General features: G+C 31.6%; 15 protein-coding genes. 14 read left to right on the forward strand and 1 reads right to left on the reverse strand.

All coding sequences use genetic code 11. The features are described 5' to 3' along the window. Positions 1-112: 112 nt before the first annotated feature. Together ACWJJ7_RS17940 and holA are read left to right on the forward strand one after the other, a co-directional pair. A complete protein-coding gene (locus ACWJJ7_RS17940) occupies positions 113-1900 on the forward strand; it encodes a ComEC/Rec2 family competence protein (RefSeq protein ID WP_462963297.1) in 1788 nt (595 codons plus the stop codon). Continuing rightward, positions 1897-2931: a DNA polymerase III subunit delta gene (gene holA / locus ACWJJ7_RS17945; protein ID WP_462963298.1), complete on the forward strand. Its 1035-nt coding sequence runs from the start codon at positions 1897-1899 to the stop codon at positions 2929-2931. Before ACWJJ7_RS17940 ends, holA begins: the two co-directional genes overlap by 4 nt. Before the next feature lie 122 nt (positions 2932-3053). Here holA and rpsT read toward each other — a convergent pair whose 3' ends face one another. After that, positions 3054-3326 carry a 30S ribosomal protein S20 gene (gene rpsT, locus ACWJJ7_RS17950; protein ID WP_462963299.1) on the reverse strand — a complete coding sequence of 91 codons (273 nt, stop codon included), beginning with the start codon at positions 3324-3326 and terminating at the stop codon, positions 3054-3056. A 261-nt stretch (positions 3327-3587) separates the two neighbouring features. Between rpsT and gpr the strand changes: the two genes are divergently transcribed. The 12 genes from gpr to mtaB all read left to right on the forward strand — a co-directional run bounded on the left by gpr (position 3588) and on the right by mtaB (position 17572). After that, the gene (gpr, locus tag ACWJJ7_RS17955) at positions 3588-4562 is read left to right on the forward strand and encodes a GPR endopeptidase (protein WP_462963300.1); all 975 of its coding nucleotides are present in this window, start codon (positions 3588-3590) and stop codon (positions 4560-4562) included. A gap of 52 nt (positions 4563-4614) precedes the next feature. Then, positions 4615-5763 carry a stage II sporulation protein P gene (locus ACWJJ7_RS17960; protein ID WP_462963301.1) on the forward strand — a complete coding sequence of 383 codons (1149 nt, stop codon included), beginning with the start codon at positions 4615-4617 and terminating at the stop codon, positions 5761-5763. Positions 5764-5855: 92 nt separating this feature from the next. Further along, positions 5856-6113, forward strand: a complete 258-nt coding sequence (locus ACWJJ7_RS17965; protein WP_462963302.1) for a hypothetical protein — start codon at positions 5856-5858, stop codon at positions 6111-6113. A 179-nt stretch (positions 6114-6292) separates the two neighbouring features. Beyond that, positions 6293-8098, forward strand: a complete 1806-nt coding sequence (gene lepA / locus ACWJJ7_RS17970) for a translation elongation factor 4 (protein ID WP_462963303.1) — start codon at positions 6293-6295, stop codon at positions 8096-8098. A 21-nt stretch (positions 8099-8119) separates the two neighbouring features. Further along, positions 8120-9241 carry a radical SAM family heme chaperone HemW gene (hemW, locus tag ACWJJ7_RS17975; RefSeq protein WP_462963304.1) on the forward strand — a complete coding sequence of 374 codons (1122 nt, stop codon included), beginning with the start codon at positions 8120-8122 and terminating at the stop codon, positions 9239-9241. A gap of 216 nt (positions 9242-9457) precedes the next feature. Next, positions 9458-10504: a heat-inducible transcriptional repressor HrcA gene (gene hrcA / locus ACWJJ7_RS17980; protein ID WP_462963305.1), complete on the forward strand. Its 1047-nt coding sequence runs from the start codon at positions 9458-9460 to the stop codon at positions 10502-10504. A 107-nt stretch (positions 10505-10611) separates the two neighbouring features. Beyond that, positions 10612-11244 carry a nucleotide exchange factor GrpE gene (gene grpE, locus ACWJJ7_RS17985; RefSeq protein ID WP_462965041.1) on the forward strand — a complete coding sequence of 211 codons (633 nt, stop codon included), beginning with the start codon at positions 10612-10614 and terminating at the stop codon, positions 11242-11244. 93 nt (positions 11245-11337) lie between these two features. After that, the gene (gene dnaK / locus ACWJJ7_RS17990; protein WP_462963306.1) at positions 11338-13191 is read left to right on the forward strand and encodes a molecular chaperone DnaK; all 1854 of its coding nucleotides are present in this window, start codon (positions 11338-11340) and stop codon (positions 13189-13191) included. A gap of 130 nt (positions 13192-13321) precedes the next feature. Then, positions 13322-14446, forward strand: coding sequence for a molecular chaperone DnaJ (gene dnaJ, locus ACWJJ7_RS17995; protein WP_462963307.1), 1125 nt, complete (start codon positions 13322-13324; stop codon positions 14444-14446). 58 nt (positions 14447-14504) lie between these two features. Next, positions 14505-15440, forward strand: coding sequence for a 50S ribosomal protein L11 methyltransferase (gene prmA, locus ACWJJ7_RS18000; protein ID WP_462963308.1), 936 nt, complete (start codon positions 14505-14507; stop codon positions 15438-15440). Positions 15441-15509: 69 nt separating this feature from the next. Then, on the forward strand, positions 15510-16262 hold the full coding sequence (locus ACWJJ7_RS18005; RefSeq protein ID WP_462963309.1) for a 16S rRNA (uracil(1498)-N(3))-methyltransferase: 753 nt from the start codon (positions 15510-15512) through the stop codon (positions 16260-16262). Next, on the forward strand, positions 16262-17572 hold the full coding sequence (gene mtaB, locus ACWJJ7_RS18010) for a tRNA (N(6)-L-threonylcarbamoyladenosine(37)-C(2))-methylthiotransferase MtaB (RefSeq protein ID WP_462963310.1): 1311 nt from the start codon (positions 16262-16264) through the stop codon (positions 17570-17572). The genes ACWJJ7_RS18005 and mtaB overlap by 1 nt, the downstream gene beginning before the upstream one ends. The last annotated feature ends 14 nt before the right edge of the window (positions 17573-17586 follow it).

The following is a 17586-nucleotide window of genomic DNA, read 5'->3' on the forward strand; positions in this document are numbered from 1 at the left end:
AATGCTTGAAAATATATTTAAAGGATATTGAAATCATAATAGAAGCAAAAAAATATTGAACAAATTTATATGTTCTTTTTAGTAGATAAATTTTCAAGTAAAATAGGTTATTATGACTAGACCTTTAGTGTATTATGCAATAACGATATTGATGGGATGCTTTACTTGTTTAACTTTAATAAATAGTCCTATTTTAGGTGCAGTTATAGCTGCATCCTTTTTAGCTATAATGTATTTTACTATAGATAAGAAGTTTTTTTATATAGTATTCTGCTTTTTTATTATCGGAACTATAAATTATTATTCTTATTTTAATACTAATTTACCAAGTAAGCAAAAGTTAAAAGTGAGAATTTCGGAAAAAAGTACATATTATTGCATCGGGAAATATGATAATAAGAAAATTGTTTTGGAGGGCGATATATTTGAATTGACGCAGGGAAGAAGTGTTTGGATAAATGGTAATTTTAAAAAAGTAGCGGTGTATGAAAGAGGCATAGTTGGAACATATACAGTTAAAGATTACAAAATTTGTGACGAAGATTTAATATCAAAGATTGAAAGCTTTAGAAGAGGCTTATATGAAAAATTTTCGGAAATATTAGGAAAAGAAAAATCTGCTATAGTCATGGCTGTATGTTTTGGGGACAGTGGGTACATAGAAAAAACGCAAAAAGAAGATTTTAAAAAATTAGGTATCAGTCATGTTATAAGTGTATCGGGACTACACATGTCAATAATATATAAAGCTTTAGAAATTATTATGGGGTATAAAATAGCTTTATTATTTTCTTTTGTGTATATGATATTTACGGGAGGTCAAGCCTCTACAATAAGAGCATTTATAATGATCTTTATATTGAAAGTATCAAGTATGGTTTATAAAAAATATGATAGTTTATCTTCTCTTAGCCTAGCGGCAGTTATACTATTAATAATTAGACCCTTTTATATTCTTGATATAGGATTTATGCTCTCATTTCTTTGCGTTCTGGGAATTATAGCATATAATAAAAAAATGAAAAAGGTGCTATATAAATTACCAGCTGCTTTAAACGAATCTTTTAGTTTAAGCCTAAGTTCCCAAATATTTTCTATGCCCTATGCAATTGGAGCCCTTAAAACTTTTAGTTTAGGATTCCTTTTTAGTAACTTAGTGTTATTGCCATTCTATACAATAGTTGTGGTACTGGGGAATATGGGTCTAGTACTTAGCCACATTTATCAGTTGTTCAATTTAATAAACTACGGATTATATACTGTTTTAATGATTATAGAATTTATTCAAAAAATGTTAGGTATATTATTACCAGAAATAATTTACTTCTCTTATATAGAGAGTTTAGTTGTATTTGGACTATATCTGTGCTATGTTGGTATTAAAAAAGGATATGGGCAATTTAAATATGTTCCAATTTGCATTGTTTTTGTTTTTGCTTTTCAAAATTATAAGGTTTTTCCGGAGATTAGCTATATAAATATAAATAAGAATGATATAGTTTTATTACAATATAAAAAAACTACAATTGCGGTGACCACAGGCAATATTAATGTGAAGGATTTAAAAGTGCCTGTGAAGGTAGATAAAGTCTTTCAAGGTTACACGGGAGATTCAAGTATCAGACTTTCACAGAGATATGCAATTAGGCTAATTAGTAATGGTAATAAATTAGAAGCGCAAGTGTGTTTTGTGCAAAACACAAATATAGAACCCGATATGGAGGTGTTTAATGATAAGGCATCATCAAATAATATCGGTGAAAAAATTATACCATTTAAATATATTGTAAAACTAAAAAAGGATGAAACATACACATTACCAGGTACAATAATAAATAAATATGTAATTATAGGAAATAAAACATTAAAATTTTCACAGGGGTTGGAGGAAATATTTTGATTAACTTTACAGAGCTTGAGAAAAAAATTAAGAAACATGAACTAGATAATTGTTATATATTTTGCGGACCGGATGAAAAACTAATAAAAAACCATGTTGAATTTATAACTGATAAGGTATTAAGCAGGGATTTCATGGATTTGAATTATTCGAAATTTGATGGTAGCAAAATTGATTTTGAGACAATTATTGATGCTTGTGAAACCATGCCATTTATGAGTGATAAAAAGGTTGTGGTTGTATACAGGGCTTCATTTTTAGATGATAGTGGTGGAGGTAAAAATTCGGGAGATATAAAGAGCAAAAATTTCGCTATGCTAAGCGAATATTTAAAAAACCCTTCACCTCATTGTATTTTAGTCATATATTATGTGTTTTTAAGTGACAGAGAAAAACCAAGCAATAAAATAAAAAAATTAGATAAAAAGGCATGTGTTATAAAAGTTGATAAATTAAGAGGGGAATCGCTTCAAAAAAAGTGCAAGGATTTATTTGAAAATGCCGGAACGAAAATTGGGAAATCAGAACTTACTTTATTCTGTGGCCAGGTAGACAATAACATGGATATAATATTAAATGAAATAGAAAAATTAGTTTCATTTACACAGGGAAGAGAAATTACTAAAGAAGATATTTTGGAGATGATGCCTCAAAAGAGTGAAAATGATATTTTTAATTTGGTTGATTATTTGTCTCAGAAAAATATTAAGAAAGCCATAGATGTTTTAAATGAACTTATATATAAAGGAGAGAAGATACCACTTATCTTATTTATGCTAGGACGACAATTCAATCTTTTATTTAATCTTAAATTAGGCATTGATAGTGGGAAATCAAAAGAAATTTTGGCAAGTGAATTAAAGCTTCATCCGTATATTTGTGAAAAAATGATCTCGCAGAGCATGAAGTTTAAAATGAAGGCGCTAAAGAGAAATATTGAACTATGTGTCGATACAGAAAAAATCTTAAAAAGTGCATCTACTGACGACAAGCTAAATATTGAAGTTTTTATGATAAAAACTGTTATGTAACATTACATCTCTGCAGGTGATGATTTAATATCATTTCTAAGAATGTCTACTTTTGACTTATTATTCCTTTAAATGTCTTATACAAAAAAAATAAAAAACCGGTGTAAATCACCGGTTTTTTATTATGCAGTTAAACTTAAAGCGTTTAACTTAGATGCTAGTCTAGATTTTCTTCTTGCTGCCTTGTTTATGTGAAGTATTCCTTTTGTTACAGCCATATCTAAAGCTTTAACCACGCTTGCATATGTAACCTTAGCTTCTTCAACATTGCCAGTAACGACAGCTGTCTCAAATTTCTTTACCTTAGTTTTTAAAGCAGATTTAATCATTGTGTTTCTTTGTGTTTTAACTTCAGTAACTCTAATTCTTTTTTTTGCTGATTTAATATTTGCCATTTAATTTCACCACCCTTGTATTTAATAACATGTCAGCAGTCTTGGGTAAAACTGCATACGAATCTTTTTAATTATTCAACTGATATTATAGCATTAAAATTTAATCACTTCAAGTGAAATTTATTTTATATATATAATTTTTAACATTGCAACTCCGCAGGAGATGATTAAGTAAGTGGAAAGCCTAAAAAAACATTTTTGAAGGGATAGTAAAGGGCTATTAGGAAAAGCTAATATTAAAAATATAGTTGAGGTGAAATTATGATAAGTGTAAGAACAGATTTAGCTGTTGAAGCTAAAGAAATATACAAAGCAGAAAACAATGGTGAGATGCCCGGTGTTGATGTAGAAGAGTATAGTGAGGGTGATATTAAAATTACTAATGTAAAAATAGTAAGTGATATTGGGGAAGAAATGATGGGAAAACCAAAAGGTACATATATAACTATTGATATTCCAGAATTTGTTCACTATGATGGTGATGCTATGGATAGAGTAAGCATTGTAATGGGAGAGGTGCTCGCTCCGCTAATAAAATTAGAGGATAGTATGACAGCACTCGTGGTTGGACTCGGTAATTGGAACGTTACACCTGACGCTGTAGGACCAAAAGTTGTTTCAAAAATAATGGTGACTAGGCATTTAAAACAATTAGTACCTGACTCTATAGATGAAGGCATAAGACCAGTATGTGCCATATCTCCTGGGGTACTAGGAATAACTGGTATGGAAACTGGTGAAATAATCCGCGGCATAGTGGAGAAAATCAAACCTAATTTAGTTATTTGCATTGATGCATTGGCTTCTAGAAAAATGGATAGGGTGAACAGAACTATACAGATAGGGACTACTGGGATTTCCCCAGGAGCTGGAATTGGGAATCGGAGGATGGAAATAAGTGAGAAAACCTTAGGAGTGCCAGTTATTGCTATTGGGATTCCAACAGTAGTTGATGCGGCAACACTAGCGAATGATACCATTGATTTAGTACTTGATGAAATGATTAAATCGTCAAATGAAGGCAAAGAATTTTACAATATGCTTAAGTCAATTGATAAAGTAGAAAAACAGAAAATGATTGCTGAAATATTAAATCCATACGTTGGTAACCTTGTAGTTACACCAAAAGAAATTGATATGGTTATAAATTCAGTTTCTAAAATTATTGCAAATGGCATTAACATAGCCTTGCAACCAGCATTGGGCTTAGAGGACATAAATAAGTATTTGAACTAGTAATAACTTGATATATTCCCTCATATATATTGTATAAGCAGGGGGGATAAAGATGAGTTACAAAGGTGTAGAAATTAAAGCTAAATATAAGAATATGATAAGTGAAAAAATGAATTTTTCAAGATATGCTGTTAAAAAAAATAGTAATGTGAGAATATTTTTTTCTGTTTTCATATTACTCATTATTTTTTTTATGGGTCTCATTTTACCTAAAAGTGCTAAGGCAGACAATGAAGGAAAATATAGAAATTACTTTTATGTTAATGTTATTAATAATGCATTATCAGTAATTAAGTCCTCAAACACAGAGCAGCAGTATGCTAACAGTGAAAATAGCATGAAAATTTCAGCATTATCATTTTTAGGAGTAGATATTTTAAATCCTATATCTATAATAATGAAAGAAGTTGCATATTTGGATAATAATGATGATAGCACTGATGTAAGCAATTTAAATTTTAGTCTTAATCCCTTTAAATTAGAAGATAAACAGGTAAGTAAGTCGGAAGCGGAAACTAAAGATTCTAATTTGGTAGCTCCCCTCGATAATCCTGCTTTGAAAAAAACTCTAAATAATGCAAAGCCTAGAGTGCTTATATACCATACTCATACTTGTGAGGCTTATCGCACATCGGATAAGGATACAGTTAAAATTGATAGTAGTTTAGATCAAACAAGAAATGTTTGTGCTGCAGGAGATGTAATAAAAGATGAACTAGAAAAAAAATATGGAATTGCAGTTATACATGATAAGACTGTGCATGATAAAGGAGATTATAATAGTGCCTACAAAAAATCTGGAGTTACTTTAGACAGGTATTTAAAGGAATATGAAAAATTCGATTTAATTATAGATTTACATAGAGATAGTGTGCCGAATAAGAATTCAGTAACCACTAAAATAAACGGGCAAAATGTTGCTAAATTTATGTTTGTAGTAACAGATAAAAACCCTAGATACGCAAAACAGAAGAAATTAATAAGTTCCTTGATAGGAATATCAAATAAATTATACCCAAATCTTATAAGAGGTAATGAAATCCATACTTATCATTATGGGATTAGGTTTTATAGTCAAAATAAAAGTGATAATGCATTGCTAATTGAAGTAGGATCAGAGAACAACACTATCCAAGAGGTAAAAAATACTGGTAAGTATTTATCAAGAATCATTGCAGAGCAATTAAATGGAAAAAAGTGAATAATTTATTTTAAAAAGTGCATCCTTACTAAGGGGAAGATAATAATTAGTAATTGTTATCTATTTAGGTCAACTGTAAGGAGGCATTTTTTATGCTTAAAAAAGGCAGAATTAAATATTTTATTGTAATTTTTATTTCTTTTTCTGTTTTAATTTATGGATTTATCAAAGTTAATATTAATAAGACAGAACTTGTGAGAAATAAGTCGAAATTTATAATAAATTTAAAATTAAAACCTGTCGATTTTAGAATTGAGACCAAGGACTATGTTTTTTATTTGAATAATAAAACATTTGATAACATGAAAGAAAAATGCATTAACGTATATAATGGTATTTTTTCAAAATAATATAAAAATACATATATTAAGCGAAATAAAGTATAATGTAGTATCATAATACGCTTACAAAACTAGAGATATTTATGATATAATTTAATTTATAATAAATATGCTTTAGGATAAAGTATGTTTATGTTAAACTAAAGCTAAATGATTTGATTCATATAGAATATCGGGGGTACAAATTAATGCAGAGTAATAGACAAAAATACATAAGAAACTTTTCGATAGTTGCACATATTGATCACGGCAAGTCTACTCTTGCAGATCGATTATTAGAAAAGACAGGCACTTTAACTAAAAGGGAAATGGAAGAACAAGTACTTGATAATATGGACCTCGAAAGAGAAAGAGGTATTACTATTAAATCTCAACCAGCAAGGCTCGTTTACAAAAGCGAGAATGGAGAAGAATACATATTCAATCTTATAGATACTCCAGGACATGTAGATTTTAACTATGAGGTTTCAAGGAGCTTAGCTGCTTGTGAAGGTGCAGTGCTTGTAGTAGATGCATCACAAGGGATTCAAGCTCAGACTTTAGCAAACTGCTACCTTGCTTTGGACAACAACCTTGACATTGCACCAGTTATAAACAAGATAGATCTTCCTAGTGCAAGACCAAGCGAGGTAATTCAGGAAATTGAGGACGTAATAGGTATTGAAGCTCAGGATGCTCCTCTAATCTCGGCGAAAACTGGGCTTAATATAGAAGATGTTCTAGAAGCTGTAGTAAAAAAGATTTCACCTCCTAGTGGAGATGAAGAAGCACCACTCAAAGCTTTAATTTTTGATTCTTCATATGATAGTTATAAAGGTGTTGTATGTTATGTAAGAATCAAAGATGGAATTATTAAAACAGGAACAAAGATTAAACTAATGAATACTAATAAGATATATGATGTAGTAGAAGTTGGAGTATTTGTTCCGAACTATCTTCCAGTATCGCAGCTAAGTGCTGGGGATGTTGGATACATAACAGCATCTATAAAAAATGTTAGGGATGCACGAGTTGGAGATACAATAACAGAAGCAGCAAGGCCGGCGTCTAAGCCACTTAAGGGATATAAACCAGCAGTACCTATGGTGTTTAGTGGTATTTATCCGGTAGATGGTGCTAGATATGGAGAATTAAAAGAGGCACTAGAAAGGCTTCAGTTAAATGATGCAGCGTTAGGGTTTGAACCAGAGACATCTATTGCTTTAGGTTTTGGATTTAGATGTGGATTCTTAGGTCTTCTTCATATGGAGATAATACAAGAAAGAATAGAAAGAGAATTTAATTTAGAAATCATTACGACAGCTCCATCAGTTATATATAAAGTAATGAAAACTAATGGAGAATTAATAGAAATAACAAATCCTACAAATCTTCCAGAACCAACAGAAATTAGTTATATGGAAGAGCCAGTAGTTAAAGCGTCTATCATAACACCATCAGAATATTTAGGATCAGTTATGGAGTTATGTCAAGAAAAAAGAGGCGTATATATTGATATGAAATATATAGAAACCACTAGAGTAGTGCTCAATTATGACATGCCTCTTAATGAAATAGTATACGACTTTTTCGATGCCTTAAAATCAAGAACAAAAGGATATGCATCTTTTGATTATGAATTTAAGGATTATACCACGACTCAGCTCGTAAAACTAGATATTTTACTTAAGGGGGATAAAGTAGATGCTCTATCTATGATTGTTCCGGAGGAAAGAGCTTACCATAGAGGAAGAATTATGGCTGAAAAACTGAAAGAGCTTATACCAAGACAAATGTTTGAAATACCAATACAAGCATCTATAAACTCAAAGGTAATCGCAAGAGAAACTGTAAAGGCACTTAGAAAAGATGTTTTAGCCAAATGCTATGGTGGAGATATTTCAAGAAAGAAAAAATTATTATCGAAACAAAAAGAAGGTAAAAAGAGAATGAGACAAGTGGGAAGCGTAGAGGTTCCACAAGAAGCATTTATGGCTATACTTAAAGTAGATTAGGAATAAAGTGAGGCTTAAACTATGAAGAATGTTGCGTTGTACATACATATTCCTTTTTGCAAGCAGAAGTGTTTATATTGTGATTTTCCGTCATTTGCTAGTAAAGAGGATTGTATGCTTGATTATGCCGCAGCTCTAGCAAAAGAAATAAATAGTATAAGAGATAAAAAAATAAAAACTATATTTATAGGTGGGGGAACTCCCACCTATTTATCTTTAGCAGGCTGGGAAATGATAGGGAAAAGTATTGGTAGGTTGGATATGTGTGATGATTTAGAGTTTACCGTGGAAGGAAATCCCGGGACTTTTACGAGTGAAATATTAAACTTTTTAAAAAAAATGGGAGTAAATAGGATCAGCATTGGACTTCAAGCCTTTCAAGACTCCTTGCTTAAACAGCTGGGTAGAATCCATACTATTGAAGATTTTAAACAAAGTTTTCAAATGGCTAGAAATCTAGGGTTTGATAATATCAATGTAGATTTAATGTTTGGACTTCCGTCTCAAACGCTTAAGCAGTGGATAGAGACCTTAGAGAATGTAACTAACCTTAATCCAGAGCATTTATCTTGCTATAGTCTAATAGTGGAAGAGGGAACAGCTTTTTATAAAAGATTTGAAGAAGGCACATTAAATCTTCCGGATGAGGAAATAGAGCGAACTATGTATGCACAGACAATAGAATATTTGGGAGAGAAAGGGTATATACAATATGAAATTTCAAATTTCGCAAAAAACGATAAGTCATGTAGACACAATTTAGCATATTGGGAAATGAGCGAATATATTGGATGTGGAGCTGCCTCTCATTCATATAGTGATGGGGTTAGGTATAGAAATGAAGAAAATATAGAAAAATATATTAAGAAAATAAATGTTGATTGTTGTGCAATAGTGGAAAAAACAAAAAATTCATTTAAAGATGATATGGAAGAGTTTATGTTTATGGGTCTTAGAAAGAATGTAGGCATAAGCAAAAGTGAATTTAGGAAAAGATTTGACAAAGATATAGATAGTGTTTATAGGGAAGTAATAAATAAATATGTAAGCAATGGGTTCATGGAGGAAAATGAAAACAATGTTTTTTTAACTTATGAAGGTATTGAAATATCTAATGTGATTATGGCAGAATTTCTTCTATAAATACATTACTATAAATTTCGTTCTTAAGTTGTTAATATTACAGTACATCAGGAAATCGAAGGAAAACGTAGCATACTCAATTTGAATCAATATAATCAATATATAATGGCTAAATTAAAAAATTAAGGTTATTGACAAATACATTAGCAAATGATACTTTTAATACATACTCGTTAGCACTCAACGGTAGTGAGTGCTAATAAAAGAGGTGGTATTATGGAAATGGATGAAAGAAAAATTAAAATACTTCAGGCTATAATTACAGATTATATAAATAATGGTGAGCCTGTTGGATCCAGAACCATAGCTAAAAAGTATGATTTAGGTATTAGTCCAGCTACTATAAGAAATGAAATGTCAGACCTCGAAGAGATGGGATATATAGAACAGTTGCATACATCATCTGGTAGAAAACCATCAGATAAGGGCTATAGATTATATGTTGATAGACTTATGGAGTTAACAAAATTATCCAATGAGGAAGAATATATGATCAAAAATCACCTTATTAATGTTGCTTTATATGAGGTTGATAAAATTGTTAAGCAAGCAACACAAGTGCTTTCTCTTCTTACAAATCTTACATCTATAGTTAAGGCACCATCTGTTCAAAAGAGCTGTATAAAATATATTCAGCTAATGAATCTAGATGCTGGGAGTATTTTGTTTGTAATTATTACAGACAGTGGTATCATCAAAAATAATGTTATTAAGATTAAGAAACCTATTGGTAGCGATAGCATTGAAAAACTTAACAATTTACTTAATTTTAGATTAAGAAAGCTTACAATTGAACAAATAAATTTAGAAGTTATTAATAATTTAAAAAGAGATTTAGCATTTTATCAAGAAATTTTTGATGGAATTATTCCAGCTTTATATGATAGTTTGTCTGGTATTGAAGCTTCGGAAGTATATATTCAGGGTGCTGCAAATATATTTAACTACCCAGAATATAATAATATTACCAAAGCTCGTGAGTTCTTAGTTTTAGTAGACAATAAAGAGAGTATAAATAGTTTGCTAGGAGTAGGGGACATTACAGGTAATATTACAATTAAAATTGGTGGAGAAAATTTTGTTGAATGTGCTCGTGAATGCAGCATTATAACAGCTGTTTATAGCGCGTCCGGAATACCACTCGGATCTATTGGCGTTATAGGCCCAACAAGAATACCTTATGGAAAAGTTATATCTGTATTAACTGAAATAGTTAAAGAATTAAATGATAATATAGCTCAAATTTATGATGATCATATATAAAGTTTTAAATTTAAAGATTTACTTTGAGCCAGAAATGGAGGAATGATTTAGTGAATACAAATAATCAGGAAATTTTAAAAGAAGATTTAAAAGAGGAAAACACATCAATACCTAATAATGGGGCTTCAAGCTCAGTTGATGAAACTGGCGAAAGTCAAAGTACTATGAAAGAGACAAAGGGTTCTATAGAGGAAACTGCAGAAGAAGTTGAAATAGTAGAAGAAGCTGAAATAGTAGAAGAAGCTGAAGAACTTTTAGAAAGTGAAAAAGAAAAAGATATGAAAAAAAATAAGAAAAAATTAGAAGAAGAAAACAAGAAATTACAGAGTGAGCTAGATGAGTTTAAAGATAAATATTTAAGGACATCTGCTGAATATGAGAACTTTAGAAAAAGAACAGTAAAAGAGAAACGTGGTATATACACAGATGCTTGCGCCGATGTTTTAAAAGAAGTTTTACCAGTACTTGATAACTTAGAAAGAGCACTTTCTGTTGAAGGAGCTGGGGAAGATCTAAGAGTCGGTGTGGAGATGACGGTAAGACAATTTAATGATGCCTTTACTAAATTAGGAGTAGAAGAATTAGTCTCAGAAGGTGAATTTGACCCAAATCTTCATAATGCGGTAATGCATATTGAAGATGAACAGTATGGAACTAATGAAATAGTAGAAGTATTCCAAAAAGGTTATAAGAAAGAAAACAAGGTATTAAGGCATAGTATGGTTAAAGTTGCAAATTAAAGATTCATATTATAAAAAAATATAATAGAAAATATAAGAATTATAACAATTATAATTGTTATGGTCTAAAAGGAATATGAGGAGGAAATAATAATGGGAAAAATAATAGGAATAGATTTAGGTACAACAAATTCATGTATAGCAGTTATGGAGGGTGGAGAACCCGTAGTAATTTCTAATTCAGAAGGTGCAAGAACTACACCATCTGTAGTTTCATTCCAAGCTGATGGAGAAAGATTAGTAGGTCAAGTAGCAAAGAGACAAGCAATTACGAACCCAGATAAAACAATAATGTCAATTAAAAGAGAAATGGGTTCTAATCATAAAGTAGATATTGATGGAAAATCACACACACCACAAGAAATTTCAGCGTATATTCTACAAAAAATAAAAGCTGATGCTGAAGCTTATTTAGGAGAAACAGTTACAGAAGCTGTAATAACTGTACCTGCTTATTTCAATGATAGCCAAAGACAAGCAACAAAAGACGCAGGAAAAATAGCTGGACTTGAAGTTAAGAGAATAATAAATGAACCAACAGCTGCAGCTCTAGCTTATGGTTTAGATAAAATGGATGTTAACCAAAAAATATTAGTATATGATTTAGGTGGCGGTACATTTGATGTATCTATATTAGAACTTGGTGATGGTTTATTCGAAGTTAAATCAACTAATGGTAACACTAAACTTGGTGGAGATGACTTTGACGAAAAGGTTATGAATCACATAGCTGACACTTTTAAAGCGGATAATGGAATAGATTTAAGAAATGATAAAATGGCACTTCAAAGATTAAAAGAAGCTGCTGAAAAAGCTAAAATTGAATTATCATCTTCAATGCAAACAAATGTTAACCTACCATTTATTACTGCAGATGCAACAGGTCCAAAGCATATAGATATAAATTTAACAAGAGCTAAATTTAATGAGTTAACTCATGATTTAGTTAATGCTACAATAGAACCAATGAAAAAAGCACTTGCAGATGCAGGGTTATCACTTAATGAAATAGATAAAATTGTACTTGTAGGTGGTTCAACAAGAACACCAGCAGTTCAAGAAGCAGTTAAAAACTTTACTGGAAAAGATCCTTCAAAGGGAGTAAATCCAGATGAATGTGTAGCACTCGGAGCAGCAGTTCAAGCGGGAGTATTAAGTGGGGAAGTTAAAGATGTTTTACTTCTTGACGTAACTCCATTAACACTAGGAATTGAAACTTTAGGTGGAATAGCTACTCCTTTAATTGAAAGAAATACTACGATTCCTGCTAAAAAGAGTCAAGTATTCTCAACAGCTGCAGATGGTCAAACATCAGTTGAAATTAACATTGTTCAAGGTGAGAGACAAATGGCTGCAGGTAACAAGACTTTAGGAAGAGTTACTCTTTCAGGAATTGCTGCAGCACCAAGAGGAATCCCACAAATAGAGGTTACTTTTGATATAGATGCTAACGGTATAGTTAATGTATCAGCTAAGGATAAAGGAACAGGAAAAGAAGCTAAGATAACAATCACAGCATCAACTAATTTAAGCGATGATGAAATTGATAAAGCAGTAAAAGAAGCAGAAAAATTTGCAGAAGAAGACAAAACTAGAAAAGAAGAAATTGAAGTTAAGAACAATGCAGAACAGTTAGTATACCAAACTGAAAAAAGCTTAACTGAACTTGGAGAAAAAGTAACAGAAGATGATAAAAAAGATATTGATGCTAAATTAGAAGCTCTTAAAAAAGTTAAAGATGGAGAAGATATAGCAGCTATAAAGAAATCTACTGAAGAATTAACTGAGGCTTTCTATGCAGTAACTACAAAAATATATCAAGCAGAAGCAGAAGTAGCAAAAGAGCAAGGAGCAAACCCAGGCGAAACTAACGCAGATGGAAATGCTCATCAAGATGATAATGTAGTAGATGCTGACTTTAAAGTAGAAGAAGATGAAAAAAAATAAGATAAATAATTAGTAAAATCAATTAAAATAAGGGATGGGTAATTACCCTTCCCTTATTTTAAGGATTACTTTGTATTAGAGATTAGGTTATAATATAGAAGTATATATATTTTAGGTGGTGAAAAGCTAGATGTCAAAAAAAGATTATTATGAAACTCTTGGCATAGAAAGAGGTGCCAGTGAAGAAGAAGTTAAGAAAGCTTTTAAAAAGGGTGCATTAAAGTATCATCCAGATAGAAACCCAGATAATAAAGCGGCGGAAGAAAAATTCAAAGAAATGAATGAAGCATACCAAGTTTTATCTGATTCAGAGAAAAGATCAAGATATGATCAATATGGTACAGCTGATGCAAATGGAGCAGGATTTGGAGGCAGCTCTGATTTTTCTGGATTTGGTGGGTTTGGAGATATATTTGGCGACATATTTGGAGGTGGAGGATTCTCTTCAAGAAATCAGAATGGACCTAAAAAAGGTGCAGATTTAGAGTATAATCTAAACCTGCGTTTTGAAGAGGCTGTTTTTGGGATAGAAAAAGAGATATCCATTACAAGAAATGAGAAATGTGGGGATTGCAGTGGTAGTGGTGCTAAAGCCGGTACTTCGCCTAAAACATGTGATAAATGTGGGGGAGCTGGGCAGATAAAAGTACAGAGAAACACTGCCTTTGGAAGCTTTGCTAGCATGAGCACTTGTGATAAGTGTGGTGGCAAGGGTCAAATAATTTCTGAGCCATGTAAAACTTGTCATGGTTCTGGAAAACAGAGAAAAAATAAGAAAATTAAAATTGATGTTCCAGGTGGAGTTGATACTGGAAATGTTATGCCTCTAAGAGGTCAAGGGGAACAGGGTGAAAAGGGTGGCCCATCAGGAGATTTGTATATAAATATTAGAGTAGCTCCTCATAAAAGTTTTAAGAGGAATGGAAATGATATTCATATAGAATCTCATATAAGCTTTGGGTATGCATCTATTGGCACTGAAATTAAAGTGCCAACCGTTGATGGAGACGTTAAATACAAAGTTCCAGGAGGAACACAATCTGGGACTGTATTTAGACTTAAGGGTAAGGGAATACCTAGAGTAAACGGACATGGAAGAGGAGATCAATACGTAAAGGTTATTGTTGATATTCCAAAAGCTATGAATGATAAGCAAAAGGAAGCTTTAAAACTATTTATGGAAGCTAGTGGCGAGAATGTAGATTTTTTTGAAGAAAATAAAAAGTCTATTGTAGATAAAATATTTGGCAAATAACAATAAAAAACTCCGTTTTGTAAAACGGAGTTTTTTATTATAAATAAGGAGATTAATAATGAATAAAGATTGGATTGAAGTAACTATAATAACAAGTAGTGAGGCTGTTGAAGCTGTATCTGAAATGCTATACAATACGGGAGTTGAAGGGGTATCTATTTTAGATCCTTTAGATTTGATTTTTAGACGGGATCATACTACAGATTGGGACTATTTTGATGAAACTATTATAGATACAAAGAGTGGAGTTGTAATTAAGGGATACTATAAAAAAGATGAAAAATTTGAAAAGCACTTAGAAGAAATTAAAATAGGGGTAAATAATTTACCAAAGTGTGGATTAGACAAAGGCGCTGGATCTGTAACGGCAGAAAAGGTAAATGAAGAGGATTGGGAAAATAACTGGAAAAAGTATTATAAACCAATAAAGGTAGGAGAAAAGATAGTTATTAAGCCTATATGGGAAGAATACAATAAAAATACTGATGAAATAATTGTAGAACTAGACCCAGGTATGGCTTTTGGAACTGGATCTCATGAGACTACTAGAATGTGTATAAAGGCACTTGAGAGGCACGTGGACGCTAACTCAACAGTTTTTGATATAGGAACAGGTTCTGGGATATTAGCTATTGCTGCGGCTAAGCTTGGAGCTAAAAAGACTATAGGCGTTGATTTGGATCCAGTAGCAGTAGACTCTGCAAAACAAAATGTTAGCTACAATGATATAGATAACATTGAAATATTATACGGAGACTTAATGGAAGTTGTTAAAGGAAAAGCGAATATAGTTATAGCTAATATAATGGCGGATATAATTATATTTTTGACGCAGCAAGTTAAGGCATTTATAGTAGAAGGTGGATATTTTATATCTTCAGGGATAATTTTAAGTAAAAAAGATGAGGTAATAAATAAGTTAACTGAGTGTGGATTTAAAATTGAAGAGGTAAATATAGAGGGTGAATGGGTTTGCATAGTTGCAAAGTTATAGCAAAATAAGGTGCATGAAAATAGACCAGTATATTTATTTGAATGTACCGAGGCTTAAGGAGAATAAATAATGCATAAATTTTTTGTACCAAAAAATAGTATAGATGGAAGCAATGCTGTTATAGATGGTGAAGATGTAAAACATATATATAAGGTATTAAGGCTTCAAATCGGTGAAAAGGTAAGTGTTAATAACTGTGAAGGTAAAGAGTATGTAGGTGAAATAACTTTTATAGATAAAAAGGTAGTAAATATAAATCTATTAGAAGAAAATCCTATAAATAATGAAAGTCCTATTGAAGTATACTTATTTCAAGGTATGCCTAAATCAACAAAAATGGATTTAATAGTTCAAAAAAATACGGAACTCGGGGTTAAAGCAATAACACCTATAATTACAGATAGAGTAGTAGTTAAAACTGACCTTAAGGAGTTTAAAAAGGTAGATAGATGGAATAGGATAGCACTTGAAGCCTGCAAGCAGTGCAAGAGAAGTCTGGTGCCTCAAATTAATATTCCTATAGAATTTGATAACTTATTACAAGAATTAAAGCATATGGATTTAGTAGTGGTTCCCTATGAAAATGAAGAGGGCTATGGTATAAAAAAAATAGTATCAAACATAGAAAAAATACATATTAATAAAGTTGCTATTGTCATAGGGCCAGAGGGTGGATTTGAAGAAAGTGAAATATTAAAACTTAAAGAAATAGGAGCAAGGATTGTTACATTGGGACCGAGAATACTTAGAACTGAAACTGCAGGTTTTACATGTTTAAGCCTTATAATGTATGAACTGGGAGATTTGGGAGGAATTATGTAATGAAAGTTGCAATCGCTACCTTAGGATGTAGGGTAAATCAGTATGAATCAGAAGCAATGATAGAGAAATTCATTAGAGAAGGATATGAAGTAGCGGAATTTTATGAGGTTTCAGACGTGTATGTTATTAATACTTGTACTGTTACTAATATGGGTGACAAAAAATCGAGAAAAATGATAAGAAAAGCTAGAAGAAAGAATTCTGAAGCTATTATTGCAGTGGTGGGATGTTATGCACAGATAGCCTCGGCTGAAGTAGCGAGCATTGAAGGTGTTGATGTAGTTCTAGGTAGCCGAAATAAAGGTGATATTGTTTATTGGGTTAATAGATCAAGAGAAGAGGCAAAACAGGTTGTGGAAGTTAGCGATGTTTTAAAAAACAAGGTGTTTGAGGAATTAAATATTAAAGAGTATAAACATAGGACTAGAGCATTTATAAAAATTCAAGATGGGTGCAATAGATTTTGTTCTTATTGCTTAATACCTTACGCTAGAGGAGCAGTGTGTAGTAAATCACCTGATAAAATCATATCAGAAGTCTATGAATTAGCTGCAAATGGCTTCAAAGAAATTCTTTTGTCGGGTATTCATATAGCCTCTTTTGGGTTAGATTTAGAAGGCAACTGGAATTTAGTGAGGATTTTAGAGGAAGTAGATAAGATTCCTGGTATTAAGAGGATAAGAATAGGTTCAATAGATCCAGAATTTTTTACAGAGGAAGTTATTAAAAAAATAAAGTCGCTTACGAAACTATGCCATCATTTTCATCTTTCACTGCAAAGTGGATGTGACGAAACCCTTAAAAGAATGAATAGAAAGTATTCAGCACAGGAGTATAAAACGGTAGTAGAAAGCCTAAGGCGAAACATTGAGGGAATAGCTATAACTACTGATGTAATTGTAGGCTTCCCTGGGGAAACGCGAGAAGAATTTAATGAAACCTATGCATTTTTAAAGGACTTAGAATTAACAAAAATGCATATTTTCAAGTATAGTCCAAGAAAAGGAACTAAAGCTGCGCAAATAAAAGATCAGATTGATGGGAATATAAAAGAAGATAGAAGCCGCGCGCTTATTACACTTAACAATGCGCTAGAAAAGAAATATATAGAAAAATTTGATGGCAAATGTATGAGTGTTTTATACGAACAAAAATCTGACAAAAATCCAGATGAATTTGAAGGTTACACTGATAACTACATAAAGGTTATTGTGAAGAATGCGCATAGTATGGAGGGCGAATTTCATATGACTAAACTCATGGAATGTAGGGGTGATCGTATAATTGGAGAAGTGCAAGAATTACAATAATTTGAAAGTAATAA

The organism is Clostridium sp. CM042 (assembly GCF_055080995.1).